The organism is Flavobacteriales bacterium (assembly GCA_030584065.1).
In the GTDB taxonomy this organism is placed as follows: domain Bacteria; phylum Bacteroidota; class Bacteroidia; order Flavobacteriales_F; family PHOS-HE28; genus PHOS-HE28.
This window is the reverse complement of sequence record CP129489.1, coordinates 858,776-874,091: the sequence shown is the minus strand read 5'-3', so window position 1 is coordinate 874,091 and position 15,316 is coordinate 858,776. Positions and strand designations below refer to the sequence as shown.

16 protein-coding genes are annotated in these 15,316 nt (G+C 64.2%); 9 read left to right on the top strand and 7 right to left on the bottom strand.

Features of this window, described 5'->3' with window-relative positions; genetic code table 11:
• The first annotated feature begins 21 nt into the window (after positions 1-21).
• The 5 genes from QY325_03700 (at position 22) to QY325_03680 (ending at position 5,809) form a co-directional block, all read left to right on the top strand.
• Positions 22-579 carry a sigma-70 family RNA polymerase sigma factor gene (locus QY325_03700; GenBank protein ID WKZ67036.1) on the top strand — a complete coding sequence of 186 codons (558 nt, stop codon included), beginning with the start codon at positions 22-24 and terminating at the stop codon, positions 577-579.
• A gap of 31 nt (positions 580-610) precedes the next feature.
• A complete protein-coding gene (locus tag QY325_03695) occupies positions 611-1,069 on the top strand; it encodes a hypothetical protein (GenBank protein WKZ67035.1) in 459 nt (152 codons plus the stop codon).
• Positions 1,066-1,572 (top strand): hypothetical protein, encoded by a 507-nt coding sequence (locus tag QY325_03690; protein ID WKZ67034.1) that lies wholly within the window; start codon positions 1,066-1,068, stop codon positions 1,570-1,572. Before QY325_03695 ends, QY325_03690 begins: the two co-directional genes overlap by 4 nt.
• Before the next feature lie 28 nt (positions 1,573-1,600).
• Positions 1,601-2,797, top strand: coding sequence for an aspartate aminotransferase family protein (locus tag QY325_03685; GenBank protein WKZ67033.1), 1,197 nt, complete (start codon positions 1,601-1,603; stop codon positions 2,795-2,797).
• A gap of 210 nt (positions 2,798-3,007) precedes the next feature.
• Complete coding sequence (locus tag QY325_03680) at positions 3,008-5,809, top strand: M43 family zinc metalloprotease (GenBank protein WKZ67032.1); 2,802 nt, start codon at positions 3,008-3,010, stop codon at positions 5,807-5,809.
• 253 nt (positions 5,810-6,062) lie between these two features.
• Here the strand turns inward: QY325_03680 and QY325_03675 are convergent, their stop codons facing one another.
• The 6 genes from QY325_03675 to QY325_03650 all read right to left on the bottom strand — a co-directional run bounded on the left by QY325_03675 (position 6,063) and on the right by QY325_03650 (position 9,989).
• Positions 6,063-6,329 (bottom strand): hypothetical protein, encoded by a 267-nt coding sequence (locus QY325_03675; GenBank protein ID WKZ67031.1) that lies wholly within the window; start codon positions 6,327-6,329, stop codon positions 6,063-6,065.
• 17 nt (positions 6,330-6,346) lie between these two features.
• A complete protein-coding gene (gene coaE / locus QY325_03670; GenBank protein ID WKZ67030.1) occupies positions 6,347-6,934 on the bottom strand; it encodes a dephospho-CoA kinase in 588 nt (195 codons plus the stop codon).
• 32 nt (positions 6,935-6,966) lie between these two features.
• The gene (gene yajC, locus QY325_03665) at positions 6,967-7,290 is read right to left on the bottom strand and encodes a preprotein translocase subunit YajC (protein ID WKZ67029.1); all 324 of its coding nucleotides are present in this window, start codon (positions 7,288-7,290) and stop codon (positions 6,967-6,969) included.
• A 19-nt stretch (positions 7,291-7,309) separates the two neighbouring features.
• Positions 7,310-7,816, bottom strand: a complete 507-nt coding sequence (locus tag QY325_03660) for a DUF1573 domain-containing protein (protein ID WKZ67028.1) — start codon at positions 7,814-7,816, stop codon at positions 7,310-7,312.
• A 97-nt stretch (positions 7,817-7,913) separates the two neighbouring features.
• A complete protein-coding gene (locus QY325_03655; GenBank protein WKZ67027.1) occupies positions 7,914-8,864 on the bottom strand; it encodes a transcription antitermination protein NusB in 951 nt (316 codons plus the stop codon).
• Positions 8,865-8,888: 24 nt separating this feature from the next.
• On the bottom strand, positions 8,889-9,989 hold the full coding sequence (locus QY325_03650; protein WKZ67026.1) for a Glu/Leu/Phe/Val dehydrogenase dimerization domain-containing protein: 1,101 nt from the start codon (positions 9,987-9,989) through the stop codon (positions 8,889-8,891).
• A 186-nt stretch (positions 9,990-10,175) separates the two neighbouring features.
• On the opposite strand from QY325_03650, the gene QY325_03645 reads away from it, so the two are divergent.
• The 3 genes from QY325_03645 to QY325_03635 all read left to right on the top strand — a co-directional run bounded on the left by QY325_03645 (position 10,176) and on the right by QY325_03635 (position 14,057).
• Positions 10,176-12,071, top strand: a complete 1,896-nt coding sequence (locus QY325_03645) for an ABC transporter ATP-binding protein (protein ID WKZ67025.1) — start codon at positions 10,176-10,178, stop codon at positions 12,069-12,071.
• Positions 12,072-12,138: 67 nt separating this feature from the next.
• Positions 12,139-13,296 (top strand): 3-hydroxyacyl-CoA dehydrogenase NAD-binding domain-containing protein, encoded by a 1,158-nt coding sequence (locus QY325_03640; GenBank protein WKZ67948.1) that lies wholly within the window; start codon positions 12,139-12,141, stop codon positions 13,294-13,296.
• Positions 13,297-13,394: 98 nt separating this feature from the next.
• Positions 13,395-14,057 carry a YceI family protein gene (locus tag QY325_03635; protein WKZ67024.1) on the top strand — a complete coding sequence of 221 codons (663 nt, stop codon included), beginning with the start codon at positions 13,395-13,397 and terminating at the stop codon, positions 14,055-14,057.
• 51 nt (positions 14,058-14,108) lie between these two features.
• Here the strand turns inward: QY325_03635 and QY325_03630 are convergent, their stop codons facing one another.
• The gene (locus QY325_03630; protein WKZ67023.1) at positions 14,109-14,780 is read right to left on the bottom strand and encodes a DUF2461 domain-containing protein; all 672 of its coding nucleotides are present in this window, start codon (positions 14,778-14,780) and stop codon (positions 14,109-14,111) included.
• 68 nt (positions 14,781-14,848) lie between these two features.
• Between QY325_03630 and QY325_03625 the strand changes: the two genes are divergently transcribed.
• Positions 14,849-15,316, top strand: coding sequence for a methylated-DNA--[protein]-cysteine S-methyltransferase (locus tag QY325_03625; protein WKZ67022.1), 468 nt, complete (start codon positions 14,849-14,851; stop codon positions 15,314-15,316).

Here is a 15,316-nt window from a genome sequence, read left to right as displayed (position 1 = left end):
CGGCAATGGCCGGCCGGCAGCATGAGCGACCTCACCGATGCCGAGCTGCTGGCGCTCTTCCGGGACGAAGGCACCCGGCATCGCGCGTTCAATCTGCTCGTGAACCAGTACCAGCGCAGGCTCTACGCCTTCATCCGCCGCATGGTCACCGACCATGATGAGGCGGAGGACGTGCTGCAGAACACCTTCATCAAGGCCTGGAACGGACTGGATTCCTTCCGGGGCGACGCGCAGCTGTTCAGCTGGCTCTACAGGATCGCGCACAACGAATGCCTCAATCACCTGCGCAAGCTCCGCCGCGGGCTCTTCGTCAGCAACGATGCGGTCATCGAGCGGCTCACCGCCAGCCTGGACAGCAGCGAGCACTTCAGCGGCGACCTCATCGCCCGCAAGCTGCAGGCCGCGGTTATGCGCCTGCCGGACAAGCAGCGCGCGGTGTTCACCATGAAGTACTTCGATGGGCTCAAGTACGAGGAGATGAGCGGCATTACCGGTACGAGCGTGGGAGCCCTGAAGAGCAGCTACCACATAGCGGTGAAGAAGATCGAGGCCATGCTGGCCATCGATCAAACCAAATAGGCGGATGGTGCGTCCAACCCGCAGTGCTCCAATGAGACCCCTGGCTGAGAAAGACCCGCTTGATGAGGCCCCGAAGCTGGGCTCGCTGCATGGCGCGCCAACACCGTTCAGCGTCCCTGACGGATTCTTCGATCGCTTCCCCCATCGGGTGCAGTCCATGGCCATACAGCGCCAGGCTGCACAACGGCCTGTCGCAAGGCTGCTCCCGTGGGGGCCGAAGTTGGCGCTGGCGGCCGCAGCGGTGCTGGTGGCCTTCCTGGGCGGCCGGTTCATCCTCTCCGAGGGGGCGCAGGCGCCGATTCCGACGGATACCTACGCGCTGGAGTCAGACGGGGTCATGCTGGGGTGGGACGACCCTGAAGTGCTGGCCATGGTGGCAGAGATCCCCGCGCTGGCACCACGCGTCGGCGAAGGGGTGGATGACGACGCGCTCGCCACCTACCTGGAAGAGGAGGACCTGCCCTTTGAGATGATCATCGAAGAGCTATGAAGACGCTGACCACCCTGTTCTGCACCCTGCTTGCGGTCCTCGCCCTGCCATCGCGCGCCTGGGCCCAGGAAGATGACCTTCCCCCCATCCCGCCCGAGCGGGTGAAGGAGGTGAAGGCGCAACGCACCGCCTACCTCACCACCAAGCTCGACCTCAGCAGCGAGGAGGCCCAGGTCTTCTGGCCGGTGTACAATGAATTCGATGAGGCCCGCACCAAGCTGCGGCAGGACCTGCGCCAGCTGATGCGCCCGCATAGGCAGGGCGGTGCGGCACTGACCGACGCGGAGGCTCGGCAGATCCTGAGCAAGGGTCAGGCCTTGCGCCAGCAGGAACTGGAACTTGAGCGGGACTACCAGGATCGCTTCGTGAAGGCGATCGGTGCGGTGAAGGTGGTTGATCTGCACAAAGCGGAGCGCGATTTCAATCGGGAGGTGCTGCGGCGCCTGCGCGACCGGATGGAGGAGCGACGCGAAGGCCGCCCCGCCCCCCCGGGGCGCCGTTGATACCCATGGCCGATCTTCGCAGGCCGTGATGACCCACCTGCGACGCGCATTCGAGGCCCATCTGGCGCAGACCAGCCCGACCCCCTTGGCGTTGGACATCGTGCATGCGGAGGGCTGCTGGCTTACCGACCGCTCGGGCAAGAAATACCTCGACCTGGTTGCGGGCCTTGCCGTAGCCAATGTCGGGCATCGGCACCCGGAAGTGGTCGCTGCCATCAAGGCGCAGTGCGACCGGTACCTGCACGTGATCCCTTATGGCGAGTTCATCCAGGAGCCTCAAGTGCGGTTCGCCGAACGGCTCACGGCGCTGCTGCCCGAAGGGCTCGACTGCGCCTACTTCGTCAACAGCGGCACCGAGGCCATCGAAGGCGCATTGAAGCTGGCGAAGCGGGCCACCGGTAGGACCCGGCTCATCGGGTTCCGGAGAAGCTACCACGGCAGCACCCACGGCTCGCTCAGCCTCACGGACAATGCCGCCAAGCGGCAGCGCAACCTGCCCCTGCTCCCGGATGTCGACCACCTCGCATTCAACGACCCGGATGACCTCCACCGGATCGATGAGCGGTGCGCGGCAGTGGTCGTGGAGCCCATCCAGGGCGATGCGGGCGTGCGAATCCCGGACCCGGCGTGGATGCGGGCCCTGCGCGAGCGTTGCAGCAGCGTTGGGGCCCTGCTCATCCTGGATGAGGTGCAGACCGGATTCGGCCGCACCGGCAAGCTGTTCGCCTTCGAACACATGGGCATCACACCGGACATCCTGGTCCTCGGGAAGGCCCTTGGCGGCGGCCTTCCGATGGGGGCCTTCGTAAGCTCCGCCGACCTGATGCGCCTGCTGGCCCATGACCCGGTGCTAGGGCATATCACCACCTTCGGGGGCCATCCCCTCCCCTGCGCCGCAGGCTTGGCGGCCTTGGAGGTCCTGGAGCGCGAAGGGCTCGCCGAGCGCGCACGATCCATGGGGGCCCGCTTCCGTGAGCGGCTGGTGCATCCTGCCATCCGTGAGGTGAGGGGGACCGGGCTGATGCTAGCCGTTGACCTGGGTGATGCCGATGCCGTCCAACGGGTGGTGAAGCACTGCCTGCGCGGAGGCGTGCTGGGATTCTGGTTCCTGAGCTGCCCCACCGCATTCCGCATCGCCCCCCCGCTGGTCATCACCGACCACGAGGTCGATCGAGCGTGCGAAGCCATCCTGATGGCGCTGGATGAGACCTCCCGGCCTCAATGATTGCACTGTTCTTACAATCCCGACCGGCCGGAGACCGCTCACCTGTCCTCCTGAAAACCAGCCCCATCAAGGGCTACGGCCGGTGAACCATCGGACCGGCACGGGCGGCGGTAGCAGTGGACCAGCCAACGGCGGAACAGACGGTGCCCTTCCGCGTTTATCTTGCGTCCGCTTAAACGAGCCATTCAATCCGACCCCAATAGAGGACCCATGAAACGTTCCTTACTCGCCAGTCTGACCTTGTTCGCCTTGGCTGCGCCCGCCATGGCTCAGCAACCGCTTCGCTGCGGTACCGATGAGCGCCGTGCCTGGGAGATTGCCAATGACCCCACCTATCTGCAGCGCGAAGCCGCCTTCGAGGAGGAACTGCGCCAGTTGATGGCCAGCGCCGCAACCCAGCGCGATGGCGACGAGGTCTACGTGATCCCGGTGGTGTTCCATATCCTCCACCTCGGTGGCCGGGAGAACATCAGCAACGAGCAGATCCTCGATGCGATGGAAATCCTGAATCGGGATTATGCCAAGCTGAACGACGATACGGCAACGGTGCATCCCTCCTTCCAAGAGCGTATTGCCGATATGCGCATCCAGTTCGCGCTAGCTACGAAGGACCCTGCCGGCAACTGCACCAATGGCATCGTCCGGCACCGGAGCACCGAGACCTTCCGCGGTGAATCCACGAGCAAGCTCAAGCCCTGGCCGCGCGAGAAGTACATGAACGTATGGGTGGTGAACGGCATCCTCAGCGGAGCGGCCGGCTATTTCACCTACGGGCCATGGTCTGTGCTCGATGGCATCATGCTCCTGCACAATTACTTGGGGTCCATCGGCACGAGCGCTGAATTCTCCTCGCGCGCGCTGACCCATGAGGTGGGCCACTACCTGAGCCTGGCCCACATCTGGGGAAGCAACAATGGCGTGCCCGATCCGAACACGCCCATTTGGGCCATGCAATCGGATTGCGGCGATGATGGCGTGGAGGACACCCCGCTGACCCGCGGATGGAGCGCCTGCCAATCCTCCACGAACGCAAGCCGCCCTTGGGCCGACTGCGACCGCCAGCGGTTCCGCACGCCGGTCGGAGACAGCTACGTGGATGGTATCCTGCATAACTTCGATGGCGTCACCACCTCTTCCGGGACGACCGCCCCTGGCGGCCCCATCGTCGTGGTCGATTCCATCACCTTCACCACGCCGCGCGCCCAAGGGAATGCCGCCACCGCGGTCGGCGTATCGGCCAACTCCTCCCAGTCGGGCCGCTTCGCCTTCGTTAACTGGGACGGAGGCGCGACGGACGGCGAGACGGATTACGCGAACCTCTCCGGCAGCATCAATACCGGCAAGTACTACCAGTTCTCCGTCGCTCCCGAGGTTACGCACCAGGCCACCATCCTGGGCATCAGCTTCAAGGCGTCACGCAACGATCAAGGTCCCCGCACCTTCGCGGTGCGTGCGAGCACCAACAACTACGGTTCGAACCTGACCATCGCTGGGAACGGGTTCACCGTGCAGGGCACCAATGTGGGGTTCCTGCCTGACAACACGGATGAGGCCACGGTCCAGGTGACCGTCCCCACCAGCGGATTCATCAACCTGGAAGGCCCTGTCACCTTCCGCATCTATGGCTGGAACAGCGAGGATGGCACCGGCGCATTCGTCGTTGACGATGTCAACATCGCCGGGCGTTCCGCCACCATCGAGAACGTGGAGAACTACATGGAGTATTCGTACTGCTCCAAGATGTTCACCCCCGGCCAGCGCGACCGGGCCCGTGCTGCATTGAACTCGCCCACCTACCAGCGCGACCTGCTCTGGACCGAATCCAACCTGCAGGCCACCGGCGTTGCCGAAGGGTTCCAGCAGACCTGCGCCCCGATCGCCGATTTCTATGCCCAGGTTGATTTCGCAGGCGGCGGGCCGAGCATCCCCTACACGCCCATGACCTGCACCGGCCAGAACGTGCGCTTCATGGACAACAGCCAGCGCGCATTCCCCACTTCCTGGTCATGGACCTTCCAGGACGGCAATCCCGCGACCTCCGATCAGCGCAACCCGATCGTGCAGTTCAACTCGCGCGGCTGGAAGACCGTGACGCTGACCGTGGCCAATGACCAGGGCTCGGATTCGAAGACCAATGAATTCGCCGTCTATGTGGGCGAGTCGAGCCAGGAGACCGGTCCCTTCTTCGAGAGCTTCGAGACCCAGCAGGGCGAGAACCTCTTCCCATTCGTGTCGGCCAATCATGAGAACAACTTCAGCTCCTTCTCGCGCCATGTCGGCGGCGGTTATTCGGGCAACGCCTGCGCACGGCTGAACAGCGGCGACCGCAACCCGCTTGATCTGCTCCGCCCTGACAACATCGGCGACTATGATGAGCTGGTCTCGCCGCACATCAACATGTCCAACGCGCCTTTCGCGACGCTGAGCTTCCGCTATGCCTACAGCAGCAATACGAATGTGGTTGACAACATCACCGAGCGGCTTGTGGTTCAGTACAGCAACACCTGCGGCCGCACGTGGAACGACTTCCCCAACAACACGATCACGGGCACTGCGCTGGTGACCAACGGCAACAATACCGGCGAAGCCCCGGCACAGGATGGCTGGAAGCTAAAGACCTTCAACCTGTCAAGCTCGATGACCGGTCCGAACATGCGCTTCCGCTGGCGTTTCATCAGCAGCGGCTACTCCAACGACCTGTACATCGACGATATCAACTTCGGATCCTGGGTGGGCATGGATGAGGTGACGCGCGCAAGCTTCATCGCCGTGTTCCCGAATCCCGCCAACGACCACTTCACCCTTCAGGTGGCGGGGATGTCAACCGAAGCCACCGAGATCACCATCACGGATATGCGCGGTGCGGTGGTGTACCAGAACAAGTTCCAGCCCATGGGCGGTGCCAACATCGAGATCGGCGGTCGCACGATCGGCTTGGCCGAGGGCATGTACCTGGTGCGTGCCAGCAACAGCCTTGGCAGCAGCGTGCAGAAACTGGTGATGGAACGCTGAGCGCATCGTCAACCTTTCATAGAGAAGAGCCGCCCGATGGGCGGCTCTTCTCGTTCGGGCTGGACCGCCATGGGAGGAAGACGATCCGCCCGCGACCTGAGTGACGTCATGGATCGCAGCCGGAAGGCCCACCCAACCGCCGGGTGACCGCACCGCCCCACAAAGCGATTGCATGCCGGCGTGATGCGAAACGCTTGCAGGAGCGGAGCCCGATGCGGGTGGCTGGCATCGGGAAGGGGTCAACGCGCGCCGGCTATGACAGCAAGGCTCCGGAAGCCCAGAGGGCCCACATCAGCAGCGCGGCAAGCAGCCCGACCGCTGATAGCCGAAGTCCCCATTGCGCCCTTCTGACGCTCTTGGCGGTATACCGAAGCAGATGACGGGCCGCTCGGCGCTGCCCCCAGAGGCCGAAGACCAGGCCGTAGAAGGCCAGTACGACCGCCAAAGAGCATAGGTGCCGCGCGAAGGCCAAGGGAAGGCTGAGCGCACCGAAGACGAGCGCCACGGTGCTGAGCGGCAAGGACCTCTCCCCTTGGATCATGATGCCAGTCGCATGAGCTCGGTGTGCAGCGCCAATACCTGCGGGATAAGCAGCACGGCGCCATCGTTATTGAGCACGTGATGCGCAATGGCCAGGCGCTGCTCCTCCGTGGCCTGGCTGGCGATCCGATCGCGGACCTGCGCCTCCGATGCCCCGTCGCGGGCCATCACGCGGCGGACCCGCTCCTGCTCGGGGCATGCCACGGCCACCACCCGATCGAACCGTCGCCATCCCTCATTCTCGGCCATCACCGCTGCCTCCATCACCACGTAAGGAGAATCGAGCGCGGAGGCCCACCGCTCGAAATCGGCGCGGACCGCCGGATGCACGATTCCATTGACCGCGCGGAGGGCATCGGCATCGGTGAAGATGCGCGCTGCTAATCGCTGGCGGTCCAAGCGGCCGCTTGCGAAGAGATCCGCTCCGAAACGCTCCACCAAGGCCTGCCGCACATGCGAATCCGATTCCATGAGCTCCTTGGCCCGTGCATCAGCCGGATAGACGGGTACCCGCAGCAATTGGAGCAGCCGGGCCACCACGGACTTGCCGCTGCCTATGCCGCCGGTCAAACCAACGCGGAGCATGACGGGTCGGGGAAGGGCGCTTCCGGGCTCGCCTAAGCCTTGGCGGCCGCCTCGGTCAGCTGCATGGTGCCGTCCATGGCGATGGCCGACTTCTCGAAGCGGATCTTGACGCTGCCGTCGACCTCGAGGAGGACGGTGGTGTCATTCACCTCGGCGATCCGGCCATGGATGCCGCCGATGGTGACCACCTTCGCCCCCTTCTGGAGCGATTCGCGGAACTTCTTGGCGTCCTTGGCCTTCTTCTGCTGCGGGCGGATCATGAAGAAATAGAAGACCACCATCAGGAGGCCCATCATGATCCAGAACTGGGGGCCGCCGCCGCCGCCGGGCTGTGCCGCTTGGAGTAGGATGCTCATCGTCGTCATGGTTCAGGTGCTAGTTGCCGAGCTGTGTTTGCTTCTGGGGATCGGGGCCGACCACCTCGCCGGTGATCGTGAGCACGGTGCTGGCCGGCAGCGCATTGCTCACCACCGTCACGGTCTTGTGCTGCATGCCCGTCCTGCCCGCGCTGTCGAAGGTGACATCAATACTGCCGGAACCTCCGGGCGGTATCGGCGCCTTGGGCCAATCCTTGCCCACCGTGCAGCCGCAGGTGCTGTTGACGGCCGAGAGCACCAGAGGGCTGCCGCCCGTGTTGGTGAATGTGAACCGCTGCTGCACCTTGGCGCCCTGCACCACCTTGCCCATGTCGGCCTGCGTGGCATCGAAGGTGATGCGGGGGTAGTCCTCCGCATCGAGCTTCTCGTAGCCCGATGCCGGGAAGTTGAGGTCCTCGGTGGTGACCTCGCCTCGCTCGCTGTGATCGGTGAGGAAGCAGCCGCTGAGGAGCGCAGCCAGCAGCACTGCCAAGATGCCCGCTCCGCCGTGCACGCGGCCGATCATGCACGCGAGGAAACCCAGCGGACCGCCCGCGGGAAAGGGTCCCAGGCGATGCTGGCGATCGGCTTTGCACGCGTGCATGGATGACCCTTTCATCGGTTCAGCTCTCCAGCAGCCCTCTGCCCACCTTCCGTATGCGACCGTCAGCCCTGAGCTCGACGAACAGCTTGTCGAGCACGCCATTGATGAAGTTCTTGCTCTTCGGGGTGCTGTATGCCTTGGCGATCTCGATATACTCGTTGAGGGTCACCTTCACCGGGATCTGGTCGAATGTGCGGACCTCCGCGAGCGCCATCTTCATGAGGATCATGTCGGTGTAGGCGATGCGGTCGGCCTCCCAATTGCTCGCCTTCGCCGCGATGAGGGCCTCATGCTCGTCACTGAATGCAATGCTGGCGCGGAAAAGATCATTCACGAAGCCGCGCTCCTCTGCGGGGTCCTGGGTGATGGCACTCAAGGCCTGGGGCCCACCGCCATCCTGGCGCCACTGCTCCAGCACCCGTTTCACGAGGCCTGCGGCCAGGTCCAGGTCCTCGAGCCAATAGATGCTCCTGGCCTCGTATACATCCTGCAGGGACTCGCTGTTGGCCACCTGCTCGCTGAAGAGTTCCACGACGAAGGCCCTGTCCTTGGTGAAGGAGGTGGCCGGCTCCGCCATGTAGGCCTTGTAGGCTTCACTCTCCTCGATGGCCTTGAACAAGGCCATGAACAGCTCGTGATGGCCCACCCAGCTGATCCTGCGCTTCTCGCACTCCGCCCGCAGCGCCTCGCTCTCGGCAACCCCGGTGATGAGGGCATTCTCCACGAAACGCCGGTTGGGATTGAGGTCCTCCGGCGTTGGCAGCCGCTTCTTCCTCCGCTCCTCCATGCGCAGCTCAGCCACGTGCCGCAGCTCACCGAGGACGAGCATCAGGGAGAGGTACAGGTCGTGCACCCGGTCGATGCCCTGGTAGAGCTCTTTCTCCAAGCGTGAAGTGGTCGCCGGGTCGCCCTGCCAGTAGGCATAGAGCGCCTGATAGACCTTGATGCGCAGATAACGGCGGTTGAGCATGCTGATGGACCCGCGATGCGTGGCTCAGAATCGGAGGCCTGCCTCGCGCATGCTGCTGATGCGATGCTCCGCGGCCTGGTTGGCGGCCAGGTAAGTGGGGATGCCGAGCTCGGCGCTGGCCTTGAAAATGCGCCGGGCGGTATCGTAGATGCCCTCGGTCTGCCGGAGGGCGGCCTTGCGGTTGTAACCCTTCCGCTCCCAGGCGCAATTGATGATTCCGCCCGCATTCACGAGGAAGTCGGGGGCGTACAGGATCCCCTTCTCCATCACTGCCTTGCCGTGCTCCCCCTCATCCTCCAGCTGGTTGTTGGCGGCCCCGCAGATGACGCTGCACTTGAGGCGCTTGAGCGTGCCGTCGTTGACCGTGGCACCGAGGGCGCATGGCGAATAGATGTCCACATCGAGGTCGTACACCGAGTCGGAGGCCACGATCTCCACGGCAGGGTGCTCCGCCTTGATCGCTGCGAGCTTGTCGTCGTGGATATCCGTGAGGTACACCTTGGCGCCCTCCTTCACGAGGTGGCCGACGAGGTACCGCCCCACATTGCCCGCGCCCTGCACGGACACCTTGCGGCCGCTGAGTTCCTCGGATCCGAAGGCCTGCTTGGCCGCGGCCTTCATGCCGCAATACACGCCATAGGCGGTAACGGGGCTAGGGTCGCCGCTGCCGCCCATCTCCTCGGGAAGGCCCGCCACGTACCTGGTCTCCTTGAGGATGTTCACCATCTCCGTGGTGCTCATCCCCACATCCTCCGCTGTGATGTAGCGGCCATTGAGGCTCTCGACGAAGCGGCCGAAGCGGCGGAACATGGCCTCCGTCTTCTGAGTGCGTGCATCGCCGATGATCACGGCCTTGCCGCCGCCCAGGTCCAGGCCGGCCAGCGAACTCTTGTACGACATACCGCGACTGAGGCGCAGCACATCGTTGAGCGCCTCCGCCTCGGTGGTGTAGGGCCACATGCGGGTGCCGCCGAGCGCGGGGCCTAGGGTGGTATCGTGGATGGCGATGATGGCGCGCAGGCCGGTGGCGCGATCGTAGCAGAAGAGGACCTCCTCGTGATCGTGCTGCTCCATCCGGCTCAGCACCAGCTGGTGAGCCGAGGACTTGGTTGCGGTGGTGACCATGCTAGTTGCGGGACTGCGTTTGGATTGGATCCGGCGGAAGTACAGGGAGCAGAATGCCCTTGATGGGTCCGGTCAACCGGTCAAAGCACCCCTTCGCCCTTCCCCCGCCGCCTACCTTTGGCGCCCTTTGATTTGACCGGGCGCTGCTGGAAGGCGGCCAAAAGTAGGAAGTTCCCACCCGAGGCGATGCGACCGCTCCTCAAGCTCAATCCCTACTTCGCAAAGTACCGCTGGCACTTGGTGCTGGGAACCGCCTTCATCGCGCTCAGCAACCTCTTCGCCGTGTATGCCCCGCAGGTGGTTCGGGAGGCCATCGACCTCATCACGGCCGGTTTCCGCCAGATGGAGCTGCCGGTGGACCAGCGTTCACTGGCCGTGCCGAGGATGCTGGAGCGCTGGTTGGGCTGGACCGGCATCGACCTGGCCGACCGGGTGCAGCAGCTGGGCGATGGTGGGCAGATCGCCAGCACCATCGCCTGGCTTTCGGCCGTGCTGGCCGTGCTTTATCTGGCGCTGGCACTGCTCAAGGGATTCTTCATGTTCCTCATGCGGCAGACCATCATCGTGGTGAGCCGCTGGATCGAATACGACATGAAGAACGATGTCTACGCCCATTACCAGCGGCTCGACCGCTCGTTCTACAAGCGCAACAGCACCGGCGACCTCATGAACCGGATCAGCGAGGACGTGGGAAAGGTGCGGATGTACCTGGGTCCCGCCGTGATGTACACGATCAACCTGGTGGTCCTGTTCATCATGTGCATCGGCTTCATGCTGCACGTGAATGCCGAGCTCACGCTCTGGACGCTGGCCCCGCTGCCACTGATGAGCATCGTGATCTATTACGTGAGCGACGTGATCAACCGCCGCAGCACGGAGGTGCAGGAGCAGCAGAGCAGGCTGAGCACCCTGGCCCAGGAGAGCTTCAGCGGCATCCAGGTGCTGAAGGCCCATGCCAAGGAGCCCATGGCCGTGGGGCGCTTCGGCGAAGCGGCGGCGGAATACCGTCGGCGCAGCCTGGCACAGGCCAGGGTGGATGCGCTCTTCATGCCTGCCATCATGCTGCTCATCGGCCTGAGCACCGTGCTCACCATCCTCATCGGCGGCTTGAAGCTCATCCAGGGCGACCCCACGGTGAGCGTGGGCAACATCGCCGAATTCGTCATCTATGTGAACATGCTCACCTGGCCCTTTGCCTCGGTGGGCTGGGTCACCTCCCTGATCCAGCAGGCGTCGGCCAGCATGGAGCGCATCGACGAGTTCATGCGCACGGCCCCTGTCATCGTCGATGACGCGGATGAACTGAAGGAGGTGCAGGGCGCCATCACCTTCTGCAACGTCACCTTCACCTATCCTGACACGGGCATCACCGCACTGCGCGAGGTCTCCTTCCATGTGCCAGCGGGCGGCACGTTGGCCGTGGTGGGTCATACCGGAAGCGGCAAAAGCACGCTCATGGACCTCATCGGACGCCTCTACGACCCCAGCGAAGGCCAGGTGCTGATCGATGGCGTGGACGCACGCCGCATCCGCCTGGACCGCTTGCGCAAGCAGCTGGGCAGCGTACCGCAGGATGTCTTCCTCTTCAGCGACACCATCCGGAACAACATCGCCTTCCGGCTGGACGAGGATGATGCGGTGGATGAACGCGTGGCCCAGGCCGCACGGGCCGCCCAGGTGCACCAGGACATCCTGGGCTTCCCGAAGGGCTATGGCACCGTGCTCGGCGAGCGCGGCATCACCCTCAGCGGCGGCCAGAAGCAGCGCGTGAGCATCGCGCGGGCCATCATCGGACGGCCGCGCATCCTGCTCTTTGACGATGCGCTCAGCGCTGTGGATACCGCCACCGAGGAGGCCATCCTGCGCGAGCTGCGCGGCGTGATGCGGGGACGCACCACCGTCATCGTCAGCCATAGGATCAGCGCGGTGCGGGATGCGGACCGCATCCTGGTGCTCGAGCATGGCCGGGTGGCAGAGGAGGGCACGCATGCCGAGCTCATCGCCCACGGCGGCATCTACCGCAAGCTGCACGAGGAGCAGCTCCTGGAGGAGGCCCGCACGCTGTCGGGGCGCGCCGAATGACCCGTGCTGCGATCTTCGCCCCATCGCCTTGGCCACCAGGCAGGGCGGGAAAGCCATGGAGAATGCGATGAAGGTTGGGGTGATCGGGGCCGGCACCATGGGCAGCGGAATCGCCCAGGTCGCTGCTCAAGCCGGTCACCCGGTGGTGCTCTATGATACCCGGCGCGAAGCCGTTGACAAGGCCTTGGCCGCCCTGCGCACATCGCTCGGGAAACTGGTGGAGAAGGGCCGGCTCACCGATGAGCAGGCCAAGGGCATCCACGCACGCATCCTACCCGCCTCCGACCTGAAGGAGCTGCGGGGCTGCGGGCTGGTGATCGAAGCCATTGTGGAGGACCTCAGTGTCAAGCAGCGCTTGTTCGCGGACCTGGAGGCCATCGTCGATCCCGCCTGCGTGCTGGCCACCAACACCTCCTCGCTGTCGGTGACCGCCATCGCGGGCGGAAGCAAATGGCCGCATCGGATCATCGGCCTGCATTTCTTCAACCCCGCTCCCATCCTGCCCCTTGTGGAGGTCGTACCCGGACTGGTCACGGACGCGGCCATAACGGCGAAGGCAGTCGACCTCATGCACGGCTGGGGCAAGGTGCCCGTGGCCTGCAAGGACACGCCGGGATTCATCGTCAACCGGGTGGCTCGCCCCTATTACGGGGAGAGCATCAGGCTGTTCGAGGAAGGCGTTGCCGATATGCCCACCATCGATGCGGCATTGCGGACCTATGGCGGCTTCCGCATGGGGCCCTTCGAGCTCATGGACCTCATCGGCAACGATGTCAATTTCACCGTGACGAGGACGGTGTGGCAGGCCTTCTTCCACGAGCCGCGGTACAAGCCGAGCCTCACGCAGCAAAGACAGGTGGAAAGCGGCCGGCTGGGCCGGAAAACCGGCCAGGGTTACTACAGCTATGCGGAAGGCACCACCACACCCTCGCCCGCCGTGGACCCGGGGCTGGGGAACGCCATCGTGGAGCGGGTGGTGGCCATGCTCATCAACGAAGCGGCCGATGCGCTATTCTGGGGCGTCGCTACCGCTCAGGACATCGACATGGCCATGACCAAGGGGGTGAACTACCCCAAGGGGCTCCTCGTCTGGGCCGATGAGCAGGGCGCTGCCCACTGGCTGACCGTACTGGAGCGCCTTCAGGCGGAATACCGCGAGGAACGCTACCGTCCCTCCCCCCTGCTCCGACGGCTCGCCCATGCAGGGGGCCGGTTCCATAGCTGAACCGGCAATCCGCCCTTTCACAATTTTTTCCACCGAGTTATTTTCCATGGAATTCATCTGGCTAACTTCGCACCCCAAATCCAACCCCAAACACCGTCATGAATTTCCGTGTCCTCCCCTTGGTCGCCATTGCGACCGCGTTCGTAGCGTGCGGCCCCTCCGAAGCGGAGAAGCAGGCCGCCCGTGAAAAGGCCATCGCTGACAGCATCGCTGCAGCCGCAGCTGCCGAGCACAAATACATCGTCGATGCTGCCAACAGCGTGATCAACTGGGCGGGCAATGTCACGGGCCCGGCCCCTTATGGCCACTTCGGCACCATCAGCCTGAACAGCGGTGAGTTCACCGTGCAGGGCGGCGTGCTGAAGGCCGGGAGCTTCGAGGTGAACATGACCTCGATCAACCCCATGGACGATGGTTACCAACCGGAGGGCTCCAAGCAGGGCACCAAGAGCCAGCTCATCGGCCACCTGAGCACCGCAGACTTCTTCGACAGCGGCAATCATCCCACCGCCAAGCTGACCATCACCGGCGGCAGCGGCAACTCCGCCACGGGCGACCTGACGATCCGCGGCACGACCAACTCGGAGACCATCACCGACATCGTGATCACCGAGAATGCCGACGGCTCTGTGAAGGCCACCGGCAAGCTGGTGTTCGACCGCCAGAAGTACGGCGTGGCCTGGAAGCACTTCATGAAGGATGCGATCCTGGCGGACAACATCGAACTGGCCGTTGAACTGAACGGCAAGGCCGCCCAGTAACCGGTTGGTGAAAGAGGGGAGCGCTCGCCGCAAGGCGGGCGCTTCTCTTTTTCAGCCCTGGCCGATGGCCCTGGCCAGCCAGTCATTCAAGGGCCGCATGGCCTGCCAATGCGCCATGAGGTCGTCCATGAGCTTGGCATCGGTCACCCGCTTGGCGGGCAGCTCTGCGGCCACATAGAACTGCTTGTTGGCGATGAGGGGCTCCTTTGCCGCTAGCGCCTTGAATTCGGCCCGCAGCACCTTGTTCGCCTCGCCCTGCACCTCCTTGAACAGCGCCAGGAACGGCTTTCCGCTGATGGCCTTCCGGAAGCCCTTCCCATCCCTGGCGATGCCCTCCCGGATGGCGAGCAGCTGCTCCTTGTCGGGCATGTAGGAGCCGCCGTAGAACTTGACGCTCTCCGGCCCCAAGGCGAAGTAGAGGCCCGGCACCGAATGGTCCTTGCGGCCTGCGGATGAGATGATGGCCGATGCCTCGAGCTTGTATGGCGTCTTGTCCCTGCTGAAGCGGATGTCCTTATTGATGCGGAAGATGGCCTCCTTGGGTGAGATCGCCACGGACTTATCGAGCTTGGCGATGCGCGCGATCGCCTCAGCGACGAAGGCCTCGAAGGGCTGCTTCACGGCCTGCTCGTAGCGCTTGCGGTTGGCATCGAACCACTCCTTGTTGTTGTTCTTCGCCAGATCCATGAAGAACCGGTTGAAGTCGGCGGTGAACCAGGCCATCGTCGGAGATTTGCCACCAAGTTAGAGGCGCCGCGATGCACGAACCGGACCGAACCCCGCACGGGCTGATGATGAGCTCACCGATCGGGGTGCTGTGGATCGCCAGCGATGGCCGATGCATCACGCAGCTCGTCTTCGATCCAGCGGAGGCCCTTCCTTCCTACCCTACGCCATTGCTGCGCGAGGCGGAGCGGCAGCTGCACGCCTATTTCACCGGTCACCTCCGCTCCTTTGAACTGCCATTGGCCGGATATGGGACACCCTTCCAGCGAAGCGTCTGGCAAGCGGTGGCGGCCATTCCCTGGGGTGCCACGCTGAGCTACCGGGCCCTGGCCGAACGCATCGGGGCAAGCACCGCCGCCCGTGCCGTGGGCGCAGCGAACGGCGCCAATCCGCTGCCGATCCTGGTGCCCTGCCATCGCGTGGTGGGGCGATCGGGCGGGCTCACGGGCTACGTGGGCGGACTAGGGCGGAAGCAGTGGCTGCTGCGGCACGAGGGGGCGATTGCTGCGGGTCTTTTCGACGGCCCGCAATGA

Excerpts from the sequence above, each read along its gene's own strand:
- QY325_03700 (WKZ67036.1), top strand. The coding sequence starts at position 22 with ATGAGCGACCTCACCGATGCCGAGCTGCTGGCGCTCTTCCGGGACGAA.
- QY325_03695 (WKZ67035.1), top strand. The coding sequence starts at position 611 with ATGAGACCCCTGGCTGAGAAAGACCCGCTTGATGAGGCCCCGAAGCTG.
- QY325_03690 (WKZ67034.1), top strand. The coding sequence starts at position 1,066 with ATGAAGACGCTGACCACCCTGTTCTGCACCCTGCTTGCGGTCCTCGCC.
- QY325_03685 (WKZ67033.1), top strand. The coding sequence starts at position 1,601 with ATGACCCACCTGCGACGCGCATTCGAGGCCCATCTGGCGCAGACCAGC.
- QY325_03680 (WKZ67032.1), top strand. The coding sequence starts at position 3,008 with ATGAAACGTTCCTTACTCGCCAGTCTGACCTTGTTCGCCTTGGCTGCG.
- coaE (WKZ67030.1), bottom strand. The coding sequence starts at position 6,934 with ATGCTCCGCGTTGGTTTGACCGGCGGCATAGGCAGCGGCAAGTCCGTG.
- yajC (WKZ67029.1), bottom strand. The coding sequence starts at position 7,290 with ATGAGCATCCTACTCCAAGCGGCACAGCCCGGCGGCGGCGGCGGCCCC.
- QY325_03660 (WKZ67028.1), bottom strand. The coding sequence starts at position 7,816 with ATGATCGGCCGCGTGCACGGCGGAGCGGGCATCTTGGCAGTGCTGCTG.
- QY325_03655 (WKZ67027.1), bottom strand. The coding sequence starts at position 8,864 with ATGCTCAACCGCCGTTATCTGCGCATCAAGGTCTATCAGGCGCTCTAT.
- QY325_03650 (WKZ67026.1), bottom strand. The coding sequence starts at position 9,989 with ATGGTCACCACCGCAACCAAGTCCTCGGCTCACCAGCTGGTGCTGAGC.
- QY325_03645 (WKZ67025.1), top strand. The coding sequence starts at position 10,176 with ATGCGACCGCTCCTCAAGCTCAATCCCTACTTCGCAAAGTACCGCTGG.
- QY325_03640 (WKZ67948.1), top strand. The coding sequence starts at position 12,139 with ATGAAGGTTGGGGTGATCGGGGCCGGCACCATGGGCAGCGGAATCGCC.
- QY325_03635 (WKZ67024.1), top strand. The coding sequence starts at position 13,395 with ATGAATTTCCGTGTCCTCCCCTTGGTCGCCATTGCGACCGCGTTCGTA.
- QY325_03630 (WKZ67023.1), bottom strand. The coding sequence starts at position 14,780 with ATGGCCTGGTTCACCGCCGACTTCAACCGGTTCTTCATGGATCTGGCG.
- QY325_03625 (WKZ67022.1), top strand. The coding sequence starts at position 14,849 with ATGATGAGCTCACCGATCGGGGTGCTGTGGATCGCCAGCGATGGCCGA.